Source organism: Paenibacillus tuaregi (genome assembly GCF_900086655.1).
Classification (GTDB): domain Bacteria; phylum Bacillota; class Bacilli; order Paenibacillales; family Paenibacillaceae; genus Fontibacillus; species Fontibacillus tuaregi.
This window is the reverse complement of sequence record NZ_LT575476.1, coordinates 3,544,299-3,560,207: the sequence shown is the minus strand read 5'-3', so window position 1 is coordinate 3,560,207 and position 15,909 is coordinate 3,544,299. Positions and strand designations below refer to the sequence as shown.

General features: G+C 48.8%; 12 protein-coding genes and 1 riboswitch. Of the genes, 11 read left to right on the top strand and 1 reads right to left on the bottom strand.

The window, feature by feature from the left end; all coding sequences use genetic code 11:
• The first annotated feature begins 6 nt into the window (after positions 1-6).
• Positions 7-209, top strand: a riboswitch (cobalamin riboswitch).
• Between the two features lie 141 nt (positions 210-350).
• The 11 genes from metE (at position 351) to BN6628_RS15820 (ending at position 14,556) form a co-directional block, all read left to right on the top strand.
• Entirely contained in the window at positions 351-2,642 is a 2,292-nt protein-coding gene (gene metE / locus BN6628_RS15875; protein WP_068619075.1) for a 5-methyltetrahydropteroyltriglutamate--homocysteine S-methyltransferase, read from the top strand.
• A 248-nt stretch (positions 2,643-2,890) separates the two neighbouring features.
• Entirely contained in the window at positions 2,891-3,517 is a 627-nt protein-coding gene (locus BN6628_RS15865; RefSeq protein WP_068619071.1) for an FMN-dependent NADH-azoreductase, read from the top strand.
• A 205-nt stretch (positions 3,518-3,722) separates the two neighbouring features.
• Complete coding sequence (locus tag BN6628_RS15860; protein WP_068619068.1) at positions 3,723-4,433, top strand: MgtC/SapB family protein; 711 nt, start codon at positions 3,723-3,725, stop codon at positions 4,431-4,433.
• Between the two features lie 103 nt (positions 4,434-4,536).
• Positions 4,537-6,318, top strand: coding sequence for an ABC transporter ATP-binding protein (locus BN6628_RS15855; RefSeq protein WP_068619067.1), 1,782 nt, complete (start codon positions 4,537-4,539; stop codon positions 6,316-6,318).
• Between the two features lie 2 nt (positions 6,319-6,320).
• Positions 6,321-6,995, top strand: coding sequence for a response regulator transcription factor (locus tag BN6628_RS15850; RefSeq protein WP_082926937.1), 675 nt, complete (start codon positions 6,321-6,323; stop codon positions 6,993-6,995).
• The gene (locus BN6628_RS15845) at positions 6,992-8,035 is read left to right on the top strand and encodes a sensor histidine kinase (RefSeq protein ID WP_068619063.1); all 1,044 of its coding nucleotides are present in this window, start codon (positions 6,992-6,994) and stop codon (positions 8,033-8,035) included. The genes BN6628_RS15850 and BN6628_RS15845 overlap by 4 nt, the downstream gene beginning before the upstream one ends.
• Positions 8,036-8,277: 242 nt before the next feature.
• The gene (araA, locus tag BN6628_RS15840; protein ID WP_068619061.1) at positions 8,278-9,768 is read left to right on the top strand and encodes an L-arabinose isomerase; all 1,491 of its coding nucleotides are present in this window, start codon (positions 8,278-8,280) and stop codon (positions 9,766-9,768) included.
• Between the two features lie 71 nt (positions 9,769-9,839).
• Complete coding sequence (locus BN6628_RS15835; protein WP_068619060.1) at positions 9,840-10,925, top strand: GntR family transcriptional regulator; 1,086 nt, start codon at positions 9,840-9,842, stop codon at positions 10,923-10,925.
• Positions 10,926-11,006: 81 nt separating this feature from the next.
• Positions 11,007-11,696 (top strand): L-ribulose-5-phosphate 4-epimerase, encoded by a 690-nt coding sequence (gene araD, locus BN6628_RS15830; RefSeq protein ID WP_068619058.1) that lies wholly within the window; start codon positions 11,007-11,009, stop codon positions 11,694-11,696.
• Positions 11,697-11,735: 39 nt separating this feature from the next.
• Complete coding sequence (locus tag BN6628_RS15825) at positions 11,736-13,406, top strand: ribulokinase (RefSeq protein ID WP_068619057.1); 1,671 nt, start codon at positions 11,736-11,738, stop codon at positions 13,404-13,406.
• A 16-nt stretch (positions 13,407-13,422) separates the two neighbouring features.
• A complete protein-coding gene (locus tag BN6628_RS15820) occupies positions 13,423-14,556 on the top strand; it encodes a sn-glycerol-1-phosphate dehydrogenase (RefSeq protein WP_068619055.1) in 1,134 nt (377 codons plus the stop codon).
• Between the two features lie 131 nt (positions 14,557-14,687).
• Here the strand turns inward: BN6628_RS15820 and BN6628_RS15815 are convergent, their stop codons facing one another.
• The gene (locus BN6628_RS15815) at positions 14,688-15,605 is read right to left on the bottom strand and encodes an ArsR/SmtB family transcription factor (protein ID WP_068619053.1); all 918 of its coding nucleotides are present in this window, start codon (positions 15,603-15,605) and stop codon (positions 14,688-14,690) included.
• Positions 15,606-15,909 lie beyond the last annotated feature (304 nt).

Sequence of the window (15,909 nt, the reverse complement as noted above, 5' to 3'; positions counted from 1 at the left end):
AACATAATTGGATAAAAGGGAATAGGTGTCTTAAGCCAGACGGTTTAAGACTTAATAGGGAAGTCCGGTGTAAACCCGGCGCGGTCCCGCCACTGTAACAGGGGAGTCAAATACAATTGTTGCCACTGGCTTATACCATGAAGCTGGGAAGGTTTGTATTTGATGCTGATCCTGAGAGCCAGGAGACCTGCCTATTCTAACAGCACTGATGTACCTACGGGAGATAGGGAGGTGTTAAAGTTCAGCCACCCTTTCGTGCACTTATGGGGCTTTCTTTAACCTACCCTTGGTTAGAGAGAGCCCTTTTTTGATTATGTTTAACTACAAATATTACATGATGGGGGTAGGACATGGGTAACTTACGCAGCGGTAATCTCGGTTTTCCGCGTATCGGAGAGAACCGGGAATGGAAGAAGGCCATTGAGGCTTTTTGGGCAGGCAAGACAGATGAACAGGAACTTCATCAGCAGCTTGAAGCAATCCGTCTTGGCAATTTAAAGCTTCAGCAGGACAAGGGCTTGAACATCATTCCTGTGAATGATTTTACTTATTACGATCATATCTTGGACACCGCTTCGATGTTTGGGGTTATTCCGGAGCGCTTTGGTTATCAAGGTGGAGAAGTTCCATTGTCGACTTATTATGCGGTTGCCCGCGGGAACAAAGAAGCAGCAGCTAGCGAGATGACCAAGTGGTTCAATACTAACTATCATTATATCGTTCCGGAATTATCAGGCATTAAACCTGAGCTGACTGTGAACCGTCCTCTTCAAGCGTACAAGGAAGCCAAGGAGAAGCTGGGGATTGAAGGTCGTCCGGTGCTGGTAGGTCTGTATACTTTCCTCAAGCTGTCCAAGGGTTATGATACGTCCAAACTTCAGGAAGTCATTGATTTATATCTTCCTCTCTACATTCAGGTGCTTACAGAGCTCAAGCAGGAAGGCGTACAGTGGGTTCAGATTGACGAGCCGATTCTGGTTACCAGTGTCGATGATCAGGACCTTGCCTATATAAAATATATTTATACTGCAATAAATCAGCAGGTAACCGGGTTGTCCGTGCTGCTTCAAACTTACTTTGGAGCCCTCGAACATTATGCCCAAATTACGGAACTCCCCGTTCAAGGGATTGGCCTCGATTTCGTTCATGATAACGGCCATAACCTTGATTCACTCCGTCAGGTTGGCTTCCCGCAGGACAAGACGCTGGGTGCCGGGATTATTGATGGACGGAATATTTGGCGTGCGGACCTGGATCAACAGGCCGATCTTCTGGCGGAAATTAAGACTTTGGCCAAGGATGCCGACATTATCGTACAGCCTTCAAGCAGCCTTCTGCATGTGCCGGTAACCCTGCGCACAGAGAACAAGCTGGATTCAGTTCTGCAGGGGGCACTGGCCTTTGCTGAAGAGAAGCTAACCGAGCTTGTCCTGCTGACCCGCGAGGCGAATGGGGAGAAGGTTGAGGAAGCGTTCCAGGAAAGCCGTAACGCATTATCCGCCCTGGCATCCTCCCCAGCACGTAATAAGCCAAATGTAAGACAGCTGCTGGAGCACATCTCTGAACAGCCTTCGAAGAGAGAGCATGAGTTCTCCGTACGGAGAGTGGCTCAGGAGAAAAGATGGCAGCTGCCGTTTCTTCCGACCACAACGATCGGAAGCTTCCCACAGACCTCGGAGGTTCGCGCTGCCCGTCAGAAATGGCGCAAGGGGGAGTGGTCTCAAGAGAAGTACAGCGATTTCGTGAAAGAGCAGATCCGCGACTGGATAGAGAAACAGGAAGAGATCGGAATCGATGTATTGGTGCACGGGGAATTTGAGCGGACGGATATGGTTGAATTCTTCGGAGAGAAGCTGGCCGGGTTCGCATTTACAAGTGGGGGATGGGTTCAATCTTACGGCTCCCGCTGTGTTAAGCCGCCAATCATTTATGGGGATGTCGACTTCCTGGAGCCGATGACGCTGGAAGAAACCGTGTATGCCCAATCCTTGACCAAGAAGCCGGTCAAAGGAATGCTCACCGGTCCGATTACGATCCTGAACTGGTCCTTCGTAAGAAGTGATATCAGCCGCCAAAACGTCGCATATCAGATCGCTTTTGCCCTACGTCAGGAAGTAGAGGCATTGGAGCAAGCTGGCATTGAGATGATTCAGGTGGACGAGCCGGCTCTTCGTGAGGGTCTGCCGCTGAAAAGATCTGACTGGGACAGCTACCTGGAGTGGGCAGTACTCGCATTCCGTCTAAGCACATCCACGGTCAAAGATACAACTCAAATCCATACCCATATGTGCTACTGCGAGTTCCACGATATTATTGATTCCATTCGGGCTCTGGATGCGGACGTTATCTCGATTGAGACTTCACGCAGTCACGGGGAGCTGGTTCATAGCTTCGAGGAACACACCTACCCACTGGGAATTGGCCTCGGGGTATACGATATTCACAGCCCGCGTGTTCCTTCCGTGGATGAGATGGTTTCCATGATCGACCGGGCGCTTCAAGTGCTTGATCCGATGCTGTTCTGGATCAATCCGGACTGCGGACTCAAGACACGGGGGGCGGAAGAGACCGTCGCCTCCCTGCGGAATATGGTAGCCGCTGCCGAGAAGTTCCGCGAATCTTATGCGAAGGTTCAATTATAGAACCGCAGATGTGATCGTCCAGTATTACCGGCAGCGAAGCATGGCTCACTCAAGAGCCATGCTTTTTTACATTAACCAAGCCTACTACACCCGAATATCCGGGCAGGTTAAGGGCAAATTACTAAAGATGCTAATGAGGGCAAATTCTTTTGTTGACAAAATAGTAAAAATAACAGATACTTTATTTATGAAAGTTACATTATAAAGTTCAAGTTGTTGAACACATACATTTAGGAGGTTATTCGTAAATGGCACATGTATTATTTATCAAAGCAAACAACAGACCTGCCGAACAGGCTGTAACTGTAAAGCTCTATGAGAGCTTCGTGAAATCTTATAAGGAAAACCATCCTGACGATCTGGTTACTGAGCTTAACCTGTTTGAGGCAAATCTTCCTTACTACGACAACGATATGATGACAGGTCTATACAAGCTCGCTAACGGCTTTGAACTGACAGCTGAAGAGCAGCGTCTGGCTGATCTGGCAAATACTTACCTGGACCAATTCCTGGGTGCCGACAAGGTGATGATCGCCTTCCCGCTTTGGAACTTCACAATCCCAGCCCAGCTGCTTACTTACATGTTCTACCTGAACCAAGCTGGCAAGACGTTTAAATACACAGCAGAAGGTCCAGTCGGACTTGTTGGCGAGAAGAAGGTTGCGCTGCTTCAAGCACGTGGAGGCGTGTATTCCGAAGCTCCAATGAACGCTGTAGAAATGTCTATGAACCTGGTGAAGAATACGCTGGCGTTCTGGGGAGTGAAAAACCCTGAGTCGGTTATCGTGGAAGGGCATAACCAATTCCCTGACCGTGCGGAATCCATTATCCAGGATGGGGTAAAAAGAGCCGCTGAGCTTGCTGCGCAATTCTAATCATTTTCTAATCCCTAGCTGAATAGATTGATCATGAAAAAGAGCCGCTATGGCTCTTTTTTGTGTTTCAAATGACGTTGGGAGGTTTGAATTCAAGGAAGCATAACATGCTAATGAGCAAGAAGTGAAAGCGTATTAATTTCAGTTGCCAAAGTGACTTAATGACCGTATACTCTCACTATACCAACGAAGGGAATGCACACATATGACTGAAAGTGAAATGATAATTAAACTGTGTCTTGCGCTGTTGTTCGGTCTGTTTATCGGGATCGACCGCCAACTTAAACAGAAGCCGCTGGGGATCAAAACGAGTATGGTTATCTGCGTGGCGAGCTGCCTGGTGACGATTGTATCCATAGAGTCCTTTGAACGTTTTGCCGGTCCCAAACATCCGAATATGGACCCGATGCGGCTGGCCGCGCAGATTGTCAGCGGAATCGGTTTTCTGGGTGCCGGTGTAATCTTAAGAAGAAGCAATGATGCGATTTCAGGCCTTACCTCGGCAGCGATGATCTGGGCCGCCTCAGGGCTTGGAATTTCTGTCGGGGCCGGATTCTATGTTGAAGCGATAGTTGCCGTGATTCTACTCATCATTGCGGTGAACTTTGTGCCCTATCTTATCAAATCAATTGGACCCGAGAAGCTGAACAAGCGCGATGTCTCTGTCAAAATTGTGATGGAAACCAACGACTATATGACCGACCTGATCCGCTGCATTGAGCGCAAGCGGGAACGGGGCAAGCCCTCCGAAGGCCCCATGCACAAGATTAGACGTCTGCGGATTAAGGACCTTGAGGACGGCAGACAGCGGATTGATATGGTGATTGCCGCACCCGAGAAGGAGTACACAACGGAGATCTACTATTTTATTAAGAAGATAGATCATGTGGTTAGTGTGGAGATTGAGCAGTTGTAAGCTTGGGGAAAGCCAAGGTTTAAGTTCAGTTAATATTGATCGGTTATTCTTTTCCTGTGGGGGACCAGGTGCCTCCTGTTATGTGTAGGAAAGGAAGAGAGTTATGAACGATACAACTACAGTTCTTAAGAAAAAAAATTCATTGATGGGATTAATCCGGGAGACCAAACCTTCCATCCCCGCACTGACTTTTGCGATTATGCTCAGTGTTATTTCTACCTTGGTAGGGCTTGTTATCCCAATGTTCACCAAAAATCTGGTTGACGGCTTCTCGCTATCTACCATCAGTCCTGTTCAGATTGTGCTGATTGCCGCCGCTTTTATCGCCCAGACGATTGCGGGAGGCGTCTCCATCTTCTTGCTGAATTATGCCGGCCAGAAAGTGGTTGCCACACTTCGGGACAGGCTGTGGAAGAAACTGCTTGTCCTCCCGGTTTCTTATTATGACAATAACCGGACTGGCGAGACAAGCAGCCGGATGACGAATGACACCCTGATCCTCAAAACGTTGATTTCCGAGCATGCCACATCGTTTTTTAGCGGAGTCATTTCGATTGTGGGATCGATAGGCGTACTATTATACCTGAACTGGCGGATGACGCTTATTATGTTCACAGTGATTCCTATTGCTGCTTTGATTTTGGTGCCTTTGGGACGACAAATGTACAAAATCTCCAAGGGGATGCAGGATGAAACGGCTGATTTTACATCAACGATTAACCAGGTGCTGTCCGAGGTCAGACTGGTAAAGGCATCCAACGCCGAAGGGCGTGAGTATGCCAACGGGAAGGAAGGCATTAATAACCTGTTCCGGTTCGGGGTGCGTGAAGGCAAGGTCAGTGCCTGGATTGGCCCTGTTATTTCCCTTGTCCTGATGATGCTGCTTGTGGTCATTATTGGATATGGGGGCATGCAGGTATCCAGCGGCGCATTTACCGCAGGGGATCTGGTAGCTTTCATTCTTTACCTGATTCAGATTGTGATGCCGATGACGCAGCTCACCACATTTTTCACCCAGTTTCAGAAAGCCAAAGGGGCAACAGAACGGATCATTGAGACTTTAAATGCTGAAGAAGAAGATTACACCCAGGGCAAGGAGATTCTCGATGCTAACCAGCCGATCCGGGTGGAGAATGTGTCTTTTGGCTATAATGCCGAAGAGACCATTCTGTCGAATGTTTCTTTTGAAATGGAGCCTGGGAAAGTGACGGCCATTGTTGGGCCAAGCGGAAGCGGCAAGACGACCATGTTCTCCCTTCTGGAGAGGTTCTATATTCCGAGTGGGGGAAGAATTCGGCTTGGAGAGCAGAATATTGATGAATTCTCGTTAAGCGCTTGGCGCAGACAAATTGGATATGTGTCACAAGATAGTCCGATGATTGCCGGTACCATTCGGGAAAATCTGTGTTACGGCATTGAACGCGAGGTAAGCGAGCAGGAAATATGGCATGCCGCTGAGATGGCTTATGCAGATCAGTTTATCCGGGAGCTTCCCGACAAGCTGAATACCGATGTGGGGGAACGCGGGGTTAAGCTGTCAGGCGGCCAGCGGCAGCGCCTGGCTATCGCCAGAGCTTTGCTGAGAGATCCCAAGCTTCTGATGCTGGATGAAGCCACCTCAAGCTTGGACAGCCAATCTGAGGTTGTCGTTCAGAAAGCTCTCTTAAATCTCATGCAGGGGAGAACAACCGTAGTAATTGCCCATCGTTTGTCCACTGTGGTCAGAGCGGACCAAATTCTGTTCATCGATAAGGGCAAGCTGACAGGGAGAGGCACGCACAATGAATTGCTCGAGACACACAGCAAGTATAGAGAGTTTGCTGCCCAGCAGTTCCAGAACTCCCGTCTGGATGAGGAACCAATTACCGGGAAGACAGGTGAGTAATGATGGCACGGATTATGGTCGTTGATGATGACCCTCATATCAGGGAGCTGGTCAAGGTCTTTCTTGAAGCAGGAGGCATGGAAATTGTGGAGGCCTCGGACGGGCTTGAAGCATTGGCTCTCCTGGAGAAGGAAAGGATTGATATGGTCATTTTGGACATCATGATGCCGAATATGGATGGCTGGCAGCTGTGCAGGGAGCTTCGGGCTCACTATGATTTTCCGCTGCTTATGCTCACAGCCAAAGGAGAAACCTCTCAGGTTGTGCGAGGCTTTGATCTGGGGACAGATGACTACCTGGTCAAGCCTTTTGAGCCTCCTGTACTGGTAGCCAGAGTGAAGGCGCTGCTGAAGCGGTATCAAATTTCAACCTCCCAGGTGGTTGCCGCCGGCCGGGTTCAGATGAACCGGAGAACCTATGAGGTTACTTTGGGGAATGAGCTGTTGACGCTGCCGCTCAAAGAATTCGAACTGCTGTTCAAGCTTGCAAGCTACCCGGGAGTCACACTGACCCGGGATCAGCTGATTGAGGAAATCTGGGGGTACGATTTCGAAGGGAATGAGCGGACGCTGGACGTGCATATCAACCGGCTGCGGGAGAGGTTCGACGAAGAGAAGTGCGGTTTCAAAATACGCACGATTCGCGGGCTTGGCTACCGCCTGGAGGTTATAGATTGAAAAAGTTCAAACAAGTTATGAAGGACGTTCTCGGGTTAATTTTATTAGCAATATTGGCCGCCTGCTCAGCGACGGTCGCTCATTATATTATTGCAAAGTACGAAGGCCGGCCCTTTATTGAGGGATATGTGCTTGATTTAATCTTTTTTGGCTCGGGTTTATTCTTATTTATTATCACGATTGTTATCATCAGCCTCTTCTTCCGGAGGCGGGAGATTCGCAAGTTGAATAAAATTATTGAAGCAATGAAGCGTTTATCCAAGGGGGACTTCTCTGTCCGGCTGGACAGCAAGGAATATCATGATGAAGGATTCGAAAAAGTGGTTGAGATGATCAATGAGATGGCCAGCGAGCTGGGAAATATGGAGACTATGCGGCAGGACTTCATTTCAAATGTCTCTCATGAGATTCAATCCCCGCTGACTTCTATCGGAGGGTTTGCAAGGGTCCTTCTGGAACAGGATAAGATTAGCAGCGATACGAAACGGCATTATCTGGACATTATAGAGTCGGAGAGTCAAAGACTATCCAAGCTTAGTGATAATCTGCTTAAGCTGACTGCTCTGGAATCGGCAGAGCCTATTTTTGAGAAGATCCCCTATCGCCTGGATAAGCAGATCCAGCGGGTAGTGCTTGCATCAGAGACGCAGTGGAGCGCTAAAGAGCTGAATGTGGAGCTTGATCTGGAGGAAGCTACCATCAAGGCCGAGGAGGACCTGATGAGCCAGGTCTGGATTAATCTTCTGCACAACAGCATCAAGTTTACGAAGCCAGGCGGATGGATCAGAATTGAACTGAAGAAAACAACCGGTTCGATCAAAGTGAAGATATCTGATAACGGGGTAGGCATTTCGCCTGAGAATATGCCTCATATCTTTGAACGTTTCTATAAAGCGGACAAATCCAGAAACCGTGAAGCGGGGGGGAGCGGGCTGGGACTTTCCCTGGTGAAGAAAATTGTGGAGATTCACGAGGGAGAGGTGTCAGCAGCAAGCGTCCTGGGGGAAGGGACTCAATTTACAGTAACGTTATACAAGTAACAAGGCAAAAGAAGAGGGATAACCCTCGGCAAGCACACAAGCACCGAACGGTGCTTTTTTTATTGTTCCCATTGTTCAATTTTAGAAAATTGAGGGTTGTGTTTTCTGGATTAAGGAGATACAATTAGCTCATCATTAACTTGTACGTACAAATAGGTTATTTAATACATAATAAAATTACTTGTACGTACTTTCAGGGAATGACTTTAGCTATTTAAATGACTAGTAGGAGGCGTTAGTGAATGGCTTTGAAACCGCACTCATTTTGGTTGGTTACAGGTAGTCAGCATTTATATGGGCCCGAGACCTTAAAGGAGGTCGCCGAACATTCCCGAATCATTGCGGAGCAGCTCGACCAGGATCCAAGGTTCACCTTTCCCATCGTGTTTAAACCAATTGTAACTACACCGGACGAAATATATAAGCTGATTCTTGAAGCGAACAGCGACGAGTCTTGTGCCGGAATTGTGACCTGGATGCACACCTTCTCCCCGGCGAAGATGTGGATTGCCGGACTATCCCAGCTGCAGAAACCGCTGCTGCACTTCCATACCCAGTTCAACCGGGATATTCCTTGGGAGACGATGGATATGGACTTCATGAATCTGAATCAATCAGCCCATGGGGACCGGGAGTATGGCCACATTGGGGCAAGGCTGGGAATTACCCGCAAAATCATAGTTGGACACTGGGAGGACGATGAGGTCCGTGATGGAATCGCGGGTTGGATGCGAACAGCGGCCGCCTTTGCGGAGAGCCGCAAGCTCAAAGTCGCCCGGTTCGGAGACAACATGCGTGAAGTGGCGGTTACAGATGGCGATAAGGTAGAGGCTCAGATTAAGCTCGGATGGTCTGTAAACGGATACGGTGTTGGAGATCTGGTGCAGGTGCTGAATGACGTTAGTGATGCAGAGATCAATTCCCTCCTTGGCGAATATGCGGACCAATACTCGATTACCCAGGCGGGCTTAACTGCGGGACCCGTAAGGGATTCAATTGCTTATCAGGCCAAACTTGAAATTGCGCTGAAGCGGTTTTTGACAGAAGGTGGATTCGGAGCTTTTACCACGACGTTTGAAGATCTGCACGGACTCAAGCAGCTTCCTGGTCTTGCTGTGCAAAGGCTGATGGAAGCGGGTTACGGATTTGGCGGAGAAGGGGATTGGAAGACAGCCGCTCTGACACGAGTACTCAAAGTGCTGTCAGGCAACAAGAGTACATCCTTCATGGAGGATTACACGTACCATTTCGAGCCCGGCAATCATATGATCCTTGGTTCTCATATGCTTGAGGTATGTCCTACCATTGCAGCGACCAAGCCTTCTATCGAGGTTCATCCACTTGGAATTGGCGGCAAGGAAGATCCTGCGCGCATCGTCTTTGACGGACAGGATGGGCCGGCGGTCAATGCTTCCCTGGTGGATCTGGGACATCGGTTCCGTCTGCTCGTCAATGTTGTGGATGGTGTCAAAGTACAGCAGCCGATGCCAAAGCTTCCGGTTGCACGGGTGCTGTGGAAGCCGCAGCCGTCCCTTCGTGAATCGGCGGAAGCCTGGATTCTGGCCGGCGGTGCTCACCATACCGTTCTCTCGTACGCGATTAGTGCGGAGAATCTAAGCGATTTGGCAGATATGGCAGGAATCGAAGCGGTCATTATTGATAAGAACACAACGGTTCAGCAATTTAAAAAAGAACTGTTATGGAGTGACGCAGCCTACCGTCTGCAGCGATGAAATCTGCTTCGTTCACCCAGTCTGTGTTACAATAACCGGTAGATAACTAGAGCGGTGGCTGAGGTGACGTAATGAGTAATAGACGAATTCCTAAGTATTTGCAGTTGAAAGATGAACTCCTGTCCTGGCTGGAGTCCGGAAAGCTGGAGCCAGGCAAACAGTTCCCTTCGGAGAACGAGATCTCCGAACAATTCAATCTTAGCCGTCAGACTGTCCGTCAGACGTTCGGGGAGCTTGAGAAAGAAGGCTGGCTTGAGCGGATTCAAGGCAAAGGGACCTTTGCAAGAAATCCCGGCAGGCGTGAAGGGGAACAAGTCAAGACGATTGGGATTATTACAACGTATATATCAGACTATATTTTTCCGCACATTGTCCGTGGAGCTGAGGCAGAGCTTCGTAATCATGGATACCGTCTTTTACTGTCGAGCACAGACAATAAGAAGGAGAAGGAAATGGAGAGCCTTCAGCTTATGACAAGCCAGCCCTTAAGCGGGCTGATTATCGAACCGACGAAGAGCGCGGAAGGCAATCCAAATCTAAGTTACTTTCTGGATCTGCAGCAGAAGAACATTCCGTATCTCATGATCAATGAGAAGTATAGGGAACTGGAGTGCCCCAGTCTGAGAGTGAACGATGAGGCCGGAGGACATAAGGCCGCACTTCACTTGCTGGAGAACGGGCATACCCGGATTGCGGGTTTCTTTAAGAGAGACGACCTGCAGGGTGTCAACCGGTTAAAAGGCTTCCTGTCCGCTCACCGCGAATATGGAATCACCGTTTCTCCGCAGTGGGTAGTGACATACACGACAGAGCAGAAGCAGGATTTTCCTTTTCAAAAAGCAGTGGAGCTGCTGCAGAGCGGGGAACAGGACCGGCCCACAGCTATGGTGTGTTATAACGATGAGCTGGCTGTGAGTTTAATGGAGGCGGCAGTCTCGTGTGGGTTGCGCATTCCGGAAGATGTTTCTTTCATTGGCTTCGATGATTCCAGTCTGTCTTCGGGTACAAGGCTTACAACTTTAACTCATCCCAAAACAGCGATGGGGGAACTGGCCGCAAGACAGTTGATTGCTATGATTGAGCATGGAAGCTCATTTGAGGATACCGTATTTGACCCGGAGCTGGTTATACGGCAGTCGGTATATAAAAGGAACTAAATGGTTAACGAAGAAGTCCCGATGCGGACTTTTACACCAACTTGTACGTACAACATTTTAAGATAAAGGAAGTGTCTGTACATGCTTGAATCACTGAAACAACAGGTCTGGGAAGCCAACCTGGAATTACCGAAACACGGTCTGGTGACTTTTACCTGGGGAAATGTAAGCGGGATCGACCGGGACAAGGGACTCTTGGTTATTAAACCGAGTGGAGTGCCTTATGAGGAGCTCCGGCCAGAACATATGGTTGTTGTGGATTTGGAAGGTCGTGTGGTAGAAGGGAGCCTGCGCCCTTCCTCTGATACACCTACTCATGTCGTGCTGTATCGCTCTTTTGCGGATATCGGCGGTATTGTGCATACCCATTCTCCTTGGGGAACAAGCTGGGCACAGGCAGGAAGAGCGCTGCCAGCCTATGGGACTACGCATTCGGATTATTTCTATGGGGAAATTCCGGTAACACGTCCGATGACCAAAGCGGAAATCGAAGGGGAATATGAGCGGGAGACCGGAAATGTCATTGTGGAAAGATTTAAGGATCTTGACCCGAACCAGGTACCTGGGGTGCTTGTTCATGCCCATGCCCCGTTCGTATGGGGGAAGGATGCCCATAATGCTGTACACAATGCAGTAGTGCTGGAGGAAGTAGCCAAGATTGCCGGACGTATGCTTGCGTTGAATCCGGATTCAGCGCCTATGGATCAAGCCTTGCTGGACCGTCACTTTCTGCGTAAGCACGGGGTGAACGCTTATTACGGTCAGAAGTAGCTGTTATTATAATCTGTAATTTGTGAGGAGGAAGCCGACATGGGAACAAAATATACCATCGGAGTTGACTACGGGACACAATCCGGGCGAGCTGTTCTCGTTGATCTGTCGAACGGTAACGAAGTTGCCGATCATGTCACACCGTATCCGCACCATGTCATTGACGAGTACCTGCCTGGTTCGGGAATCAAGCTGCCGCATGACTGGGCGCTCCAGCACCCGGATGACTATCTGGAAGTGTTAAGAAAATCAGTGCCTGCGGTGCTTCAGCAATCAGGAGTCAATGCGGATGAGGTTATCGGGATCGGGATTGACTTTACGGCCTGCACGATGCTGCCAGTTGATGAGGCAGGGAAGCCGCTGTGCTTCCATTCGGAATATGCGGACCAGCCTCACAGCTGGGTGAAGCTGTGGAAGCATCATGCTGCGCAGCCTGAGGCAGACAAGATCAACCAGATTGCCGCTCAGCGGGGGGAGGCCTTTCTGCCGCGGTATGGCGGGAAGATATCCTCGGAGTGGATGATCGCGAAAATTTGGCAGATTCTGGATGAAGCTCCGGAAATTTATGACAAGGCAGATCTTTTTCTGGAGGCAACGGATTGGGTCATTGCTCAAATGACGGGCAAGGTGGTCCGCAACAGCTGTACAGCCGGTTATAAAGCGATCTGGCACAAGCAGGACGGATTCCCAAGGAGGGAATATTTCAAGGCGCTTGATCCACGGCTTGAGCAATTAACGGATACGAAACTTCGTGGAGAGGTGGTCCCGCTAGGATCTTCAGCAGGTGGACTTACGGAAGCCATGGCTGAGCTAACAGGCCTTAAGAAGGGGATTGCGGTTGCGGTCGGAAATGTGGATGCGCATGCGGCTGTCCCAGCCGTAGGCGTTGTAACTCCGGGCAAAATGGTGATGGCGATGGGCACCTCGATCTGCCACATGCTGCTTGGGACCGAAGAGAAGCAGGTGGAGGGAATGTGCGGTGTTGTTGAGGACGGCATTATTCCAGGATTGTATGGATATGAAGCCGGTCAATCCGCGGTGGGCGATATTTTCGAGTGGTTCGTAGAGGAATCTCTTCCGGCATATGTCCAAGAAAGTGCGGAGAAAGAAGGCATTGGAGTACATCAATGGCTTGAACGGGAGGCTGCGAAGTATCAGCCGGGCGAGACAGGATTGCTTGCGCTGGATTGGTGGAACGGGAACCGCTCTGTCCTGGTTGATACCGACCTGACTGGTCTTATTGTGGGCCTTACTCTGCTCTCCAAGCCGCAGGAAGTCTATCGTGCTCTACTTGAAGCTACAGCGTTCGGAACCCGTAAAATTGTGGATGCCTTCCACTTTAATGGGGTTCCGGTGGATGCTCTTTATGCATGCGGTGGACTGCCGCAGAAAAACCGCTTACTCATGCAGATTTATGCCGATGTCACGAACCGCGAAATCTTTGTTGCGGATTCCAAACAGACGCCGGCCCTCGGCGCCGCGATGTTTGCTGCAGTTGCAGCGGGAGCGGAAGCGGGCGGTTATGACACCATTCTTGAGGCTGCTGCAAGTATGGCCAGAGTGAAGGAAGAAACCTTCAGGCCTATTCCCGAGCACGTTGAAATCTATGAACGGCTGTATCAGGAATACAGCAAGCTTCATGATTACTTTGGACGGGGCGGGAATGATGTGATGAAACGGCTGAAAGCGATCAAGAAATCCGCAAAATAGAAGGGGGAGAATATCCATGAGCGGTATATCTGAGGAAACAGCTACGGCTATTAAACAGATATCATTACGCCGGGGAGCCATCCGGGAAGTACCTGGTTATCTGCTGGAACGGAACTACTTGAAGCCGCTGATGGTGGCTGACAAGAACACGTATCAGGCAGCAGGTGAGCTTCTCTCAGACCGCCTTTCCCAGTCGGGAGTTCAAGCGAAGATCATGCTGCTGACTCCCAATACAGCGGGGGATTATGCCGCTGACGAACAGACAATTGTAGAAGTGCTTCAGAGCTTGGAGCCGGATCAGAGGGATTGTCTGATTGCGGTCGGCTCCGGGACAATTCATGATATTGTTCGTTTTGTCAGTCACAAGACCCGAATCCCCTTCGTCTCTGTGCCGACAGCTCCATCCGTCGACGGGTTCACTTCATCTGGGGCCCCACTTATTCTTCGAGGTGTAAAAACGACCGTGGCTGCGGTTCCTCCTATTGCGATTTTTGCTGATCTGGGCATTCTTATAAATGCTCCCCAGCCGCTGATTGCCGCAGGATTCGGAGATATGCTGGGCAAATACACTTCCTTATTCGACTGGAAATTCTCCCATCTTACCGCCGGGGAACCCTATGATGAACAAGTAGCTGCCATTACGGAGCGCGCTTTAAAGTCGTGTGTGGATCACGTGGAGCAGATCGGCAGCCGGACAGAAGCGGGTATTCATACCTTAATGACCGCTTTAATTGAATCGGGAATTGCTATGCTTTTATTTGGCCAATCTCATCCTGCCTCTGGGGCGGAGCATCATCTGTCCCATTACTGGGAGATGGAATATTTAAGGCGGGGAAGCAGAGCTCATCTTCACGGAGCGAAGGTGGGGGTAGCTTGTGCGGAAATCTCCCGCTTGTATCATAATGCTGTGGACCAAGGCGTCTACCCTGGCAGTGAACCGGAGGAATTAAAGAAATTCGGTGCCCAAATTCGCAAGTGGGTGGATGATATCCCGTTAGAATCCGAGATTCGCCAGTTGCTGAATACGGTTCATGGGCCTGTAAGCAGAGTGGAGCTCGGCATCGATGACCAGCTGCTTGAGCGAAGCCTTAACGAAGCTCACAAGCTGCGCCCGCGCCATACTCTGCTTAGAGCTCTGAACGAGGCCTAACAATTAGCTGCTTATGTAATAAAGGATCACATCTCTTGTGTAAGTTGATGTGATCCTTTTATAAGATTACCTCATTTCGGCAGCATTGATCATGATTGATAACGATCTGCTTCAACTAACTGTTTGTCCATTTATTGCTCCTCGACGTTATACAAGATTCTTGCAGACAAGTCTTGGGCATAGTTGCCGAAATATTTGCCGTAGATGGTCAGACCCCGCTTATTCACCGAATTATCCGTGACGGCAATACGGAAAGTCAGCTCACTTTTGTAGTCTAACTGAATCTGATCCAGTGTTACATCCGAGATCCGGCAGCCGTCGATGAAGCTTCCTTCATTGTTGATGCGAATCAGCTTGAGCATGCCGTATTGGTTCAGGTGAGGCGGCCACCATTCGGGATTAAAGGTGCCACGGGTGTCTCCGAAATCGCCAGGACTTGTCCAGTATCCCAGCTCTACCCCGTTTAGGTAAAAATAAATGTCGGAGGGATAATTGTCGCAATAACCCGGAGCCTCGGAGCCAAGCTCCATGCAGAACTGGATCTCACGGAAGGTCTGGTTCGGCTTCAAATAGTTGGGTATGCGGTACTCCAAATATCCTTCAGACAGCCATATGATCTCGGAATCGATCCGCTGGGGATCGGCAAAATATCTTGGGTCATCAAAGTCCCCGATGATGCTGTCTTTGGTTGCAAGCCCACAGGTTGGCGTGACAGAATAGTCGCTGTAATGCCCAACCTTGATATCAACTTCGTAAAGGTTCTCCGTTTCTTTGCTTTGCAGATCGATAATCAGTTTATCTTTGTTCAAATAGCACATTTTCTGAATCCCGTGTTTGCCGACAGAGGTATTAATTTCAATGAGTCCGCTCTCTTCCAGCTTCTTGATATGCATAGTAATAGCCCCATTGCTTAAATTCAGCCTCGTAGCCAGGTCATTTAAGTTCAAAGCTTGGTTCTTAGACAGCAGTTCGAGGATCTGAATTCTAATTTCAGAGCTTAACGCCTTGAAAATATCAATTCCACTCATTAAGTCCTTGATGTATATCATGGTTCTTGAACCTTCTTCCAGTAATCATTTTAGATAATCATAAACTAAATTTTGATTAAAATAAAGATTAGGCTCTAAATTTATTATTTTCTTTAGAATCAGAGAATTTTTTTGAATTATTCTTCGATTTATTTTATATTTATCTAAATATAAAGATTTATAAAATGAGTAAATAACGAATAATATAAGATTATTCCTCTTTATTTCATAAATACATAAAATGTTTTAGATATTATTGTTTACAAGGAGGTGCATATGTGATAATTTATAAGTGTAAGCGGATTCATTAACTATATAATAAATC

What these genes read in the sequence shown, in the direction of transcription:
- metE (WP_068619075.1), top strand. Translation starts at nt 351, where the DNA reads ATGGGTAACTTACGCAGCGGTAATCTCGGTTTTCCGCGTATCGGAGAG.
- BN6628_RS15865 (WP_068619071.1), top strand. Translation starts at nt 2,891, where the DNA reads ATGGCACATGTATTATTTATCAAAGCAAACAACAGACCTGCCGAACAG.
- BN6628_RS15860 (WP_068619068.1), top strand. Translation starts at nt 3,723, where the DNA reads ATGACTGAAAGTGAAATGATAATTAAACTGTGTCTTGCGCTGTTGTTC.
- BN6628_RS15855 (WP_068619067.1), top strand. Translation starts at nt 4,537, where the DNA reads ATGAACGATACAACTACAGTTCTTAAGAAAAAAAATTCATTGATGGGA.
- BN6628_RS15850 (WP_082926937.1), top strand. Translation starts at nt 6,321, where the DNA reads ATGGCACGGATTATGGTCGTTGATGATGACCCTCATATCAGGGAGCTG.
- araA (WP_068619061.1), top strand. Translation starts at nt 8,278, where the DNA reads ATGGCTTTGAAACCGCACTCATTTTGGTTGGTTACAGGTAGTCAGCAT.
- BN6628_RS15835 (WP_068619060.1), top strand. Translation starts at nt 9,840, where the DNA reads ATGAGTAATAGACGAATTCCTAAGTATTTGCAGTTGAAAGATGAACTC.
- araD (WP_068619058.1), top strand. Translation starts at nt 11,007, where the DNA reads ATGCTTGAATCACTGAAACAACAGGTCTGGGAAGCCAACCTGGAATTA.
- BN6628_RS15825 (WP_068619057.1), top strand. Translation starts at nt 11,736, where the DNA reads ATGGGAACAAAATATACCATCGGAGTTGACTACGGGACACAATCCGGG.
- BN6628_RS15820 (WP_068619055.1), top strand. Translation starts at nt 13,423, where the DNA reads ATGAGCGGTATATCTGAGGAAACAGCTACGGCTATTAAACAGATATCA.
- BN6628_RS15815 (WP_068619053.1), bottom strand. Translation starts at nt 15,605, where the DNA reads ATGATATACATCAAGGACTTAATGAGTGGAATTGATATTTTCAAGGCG.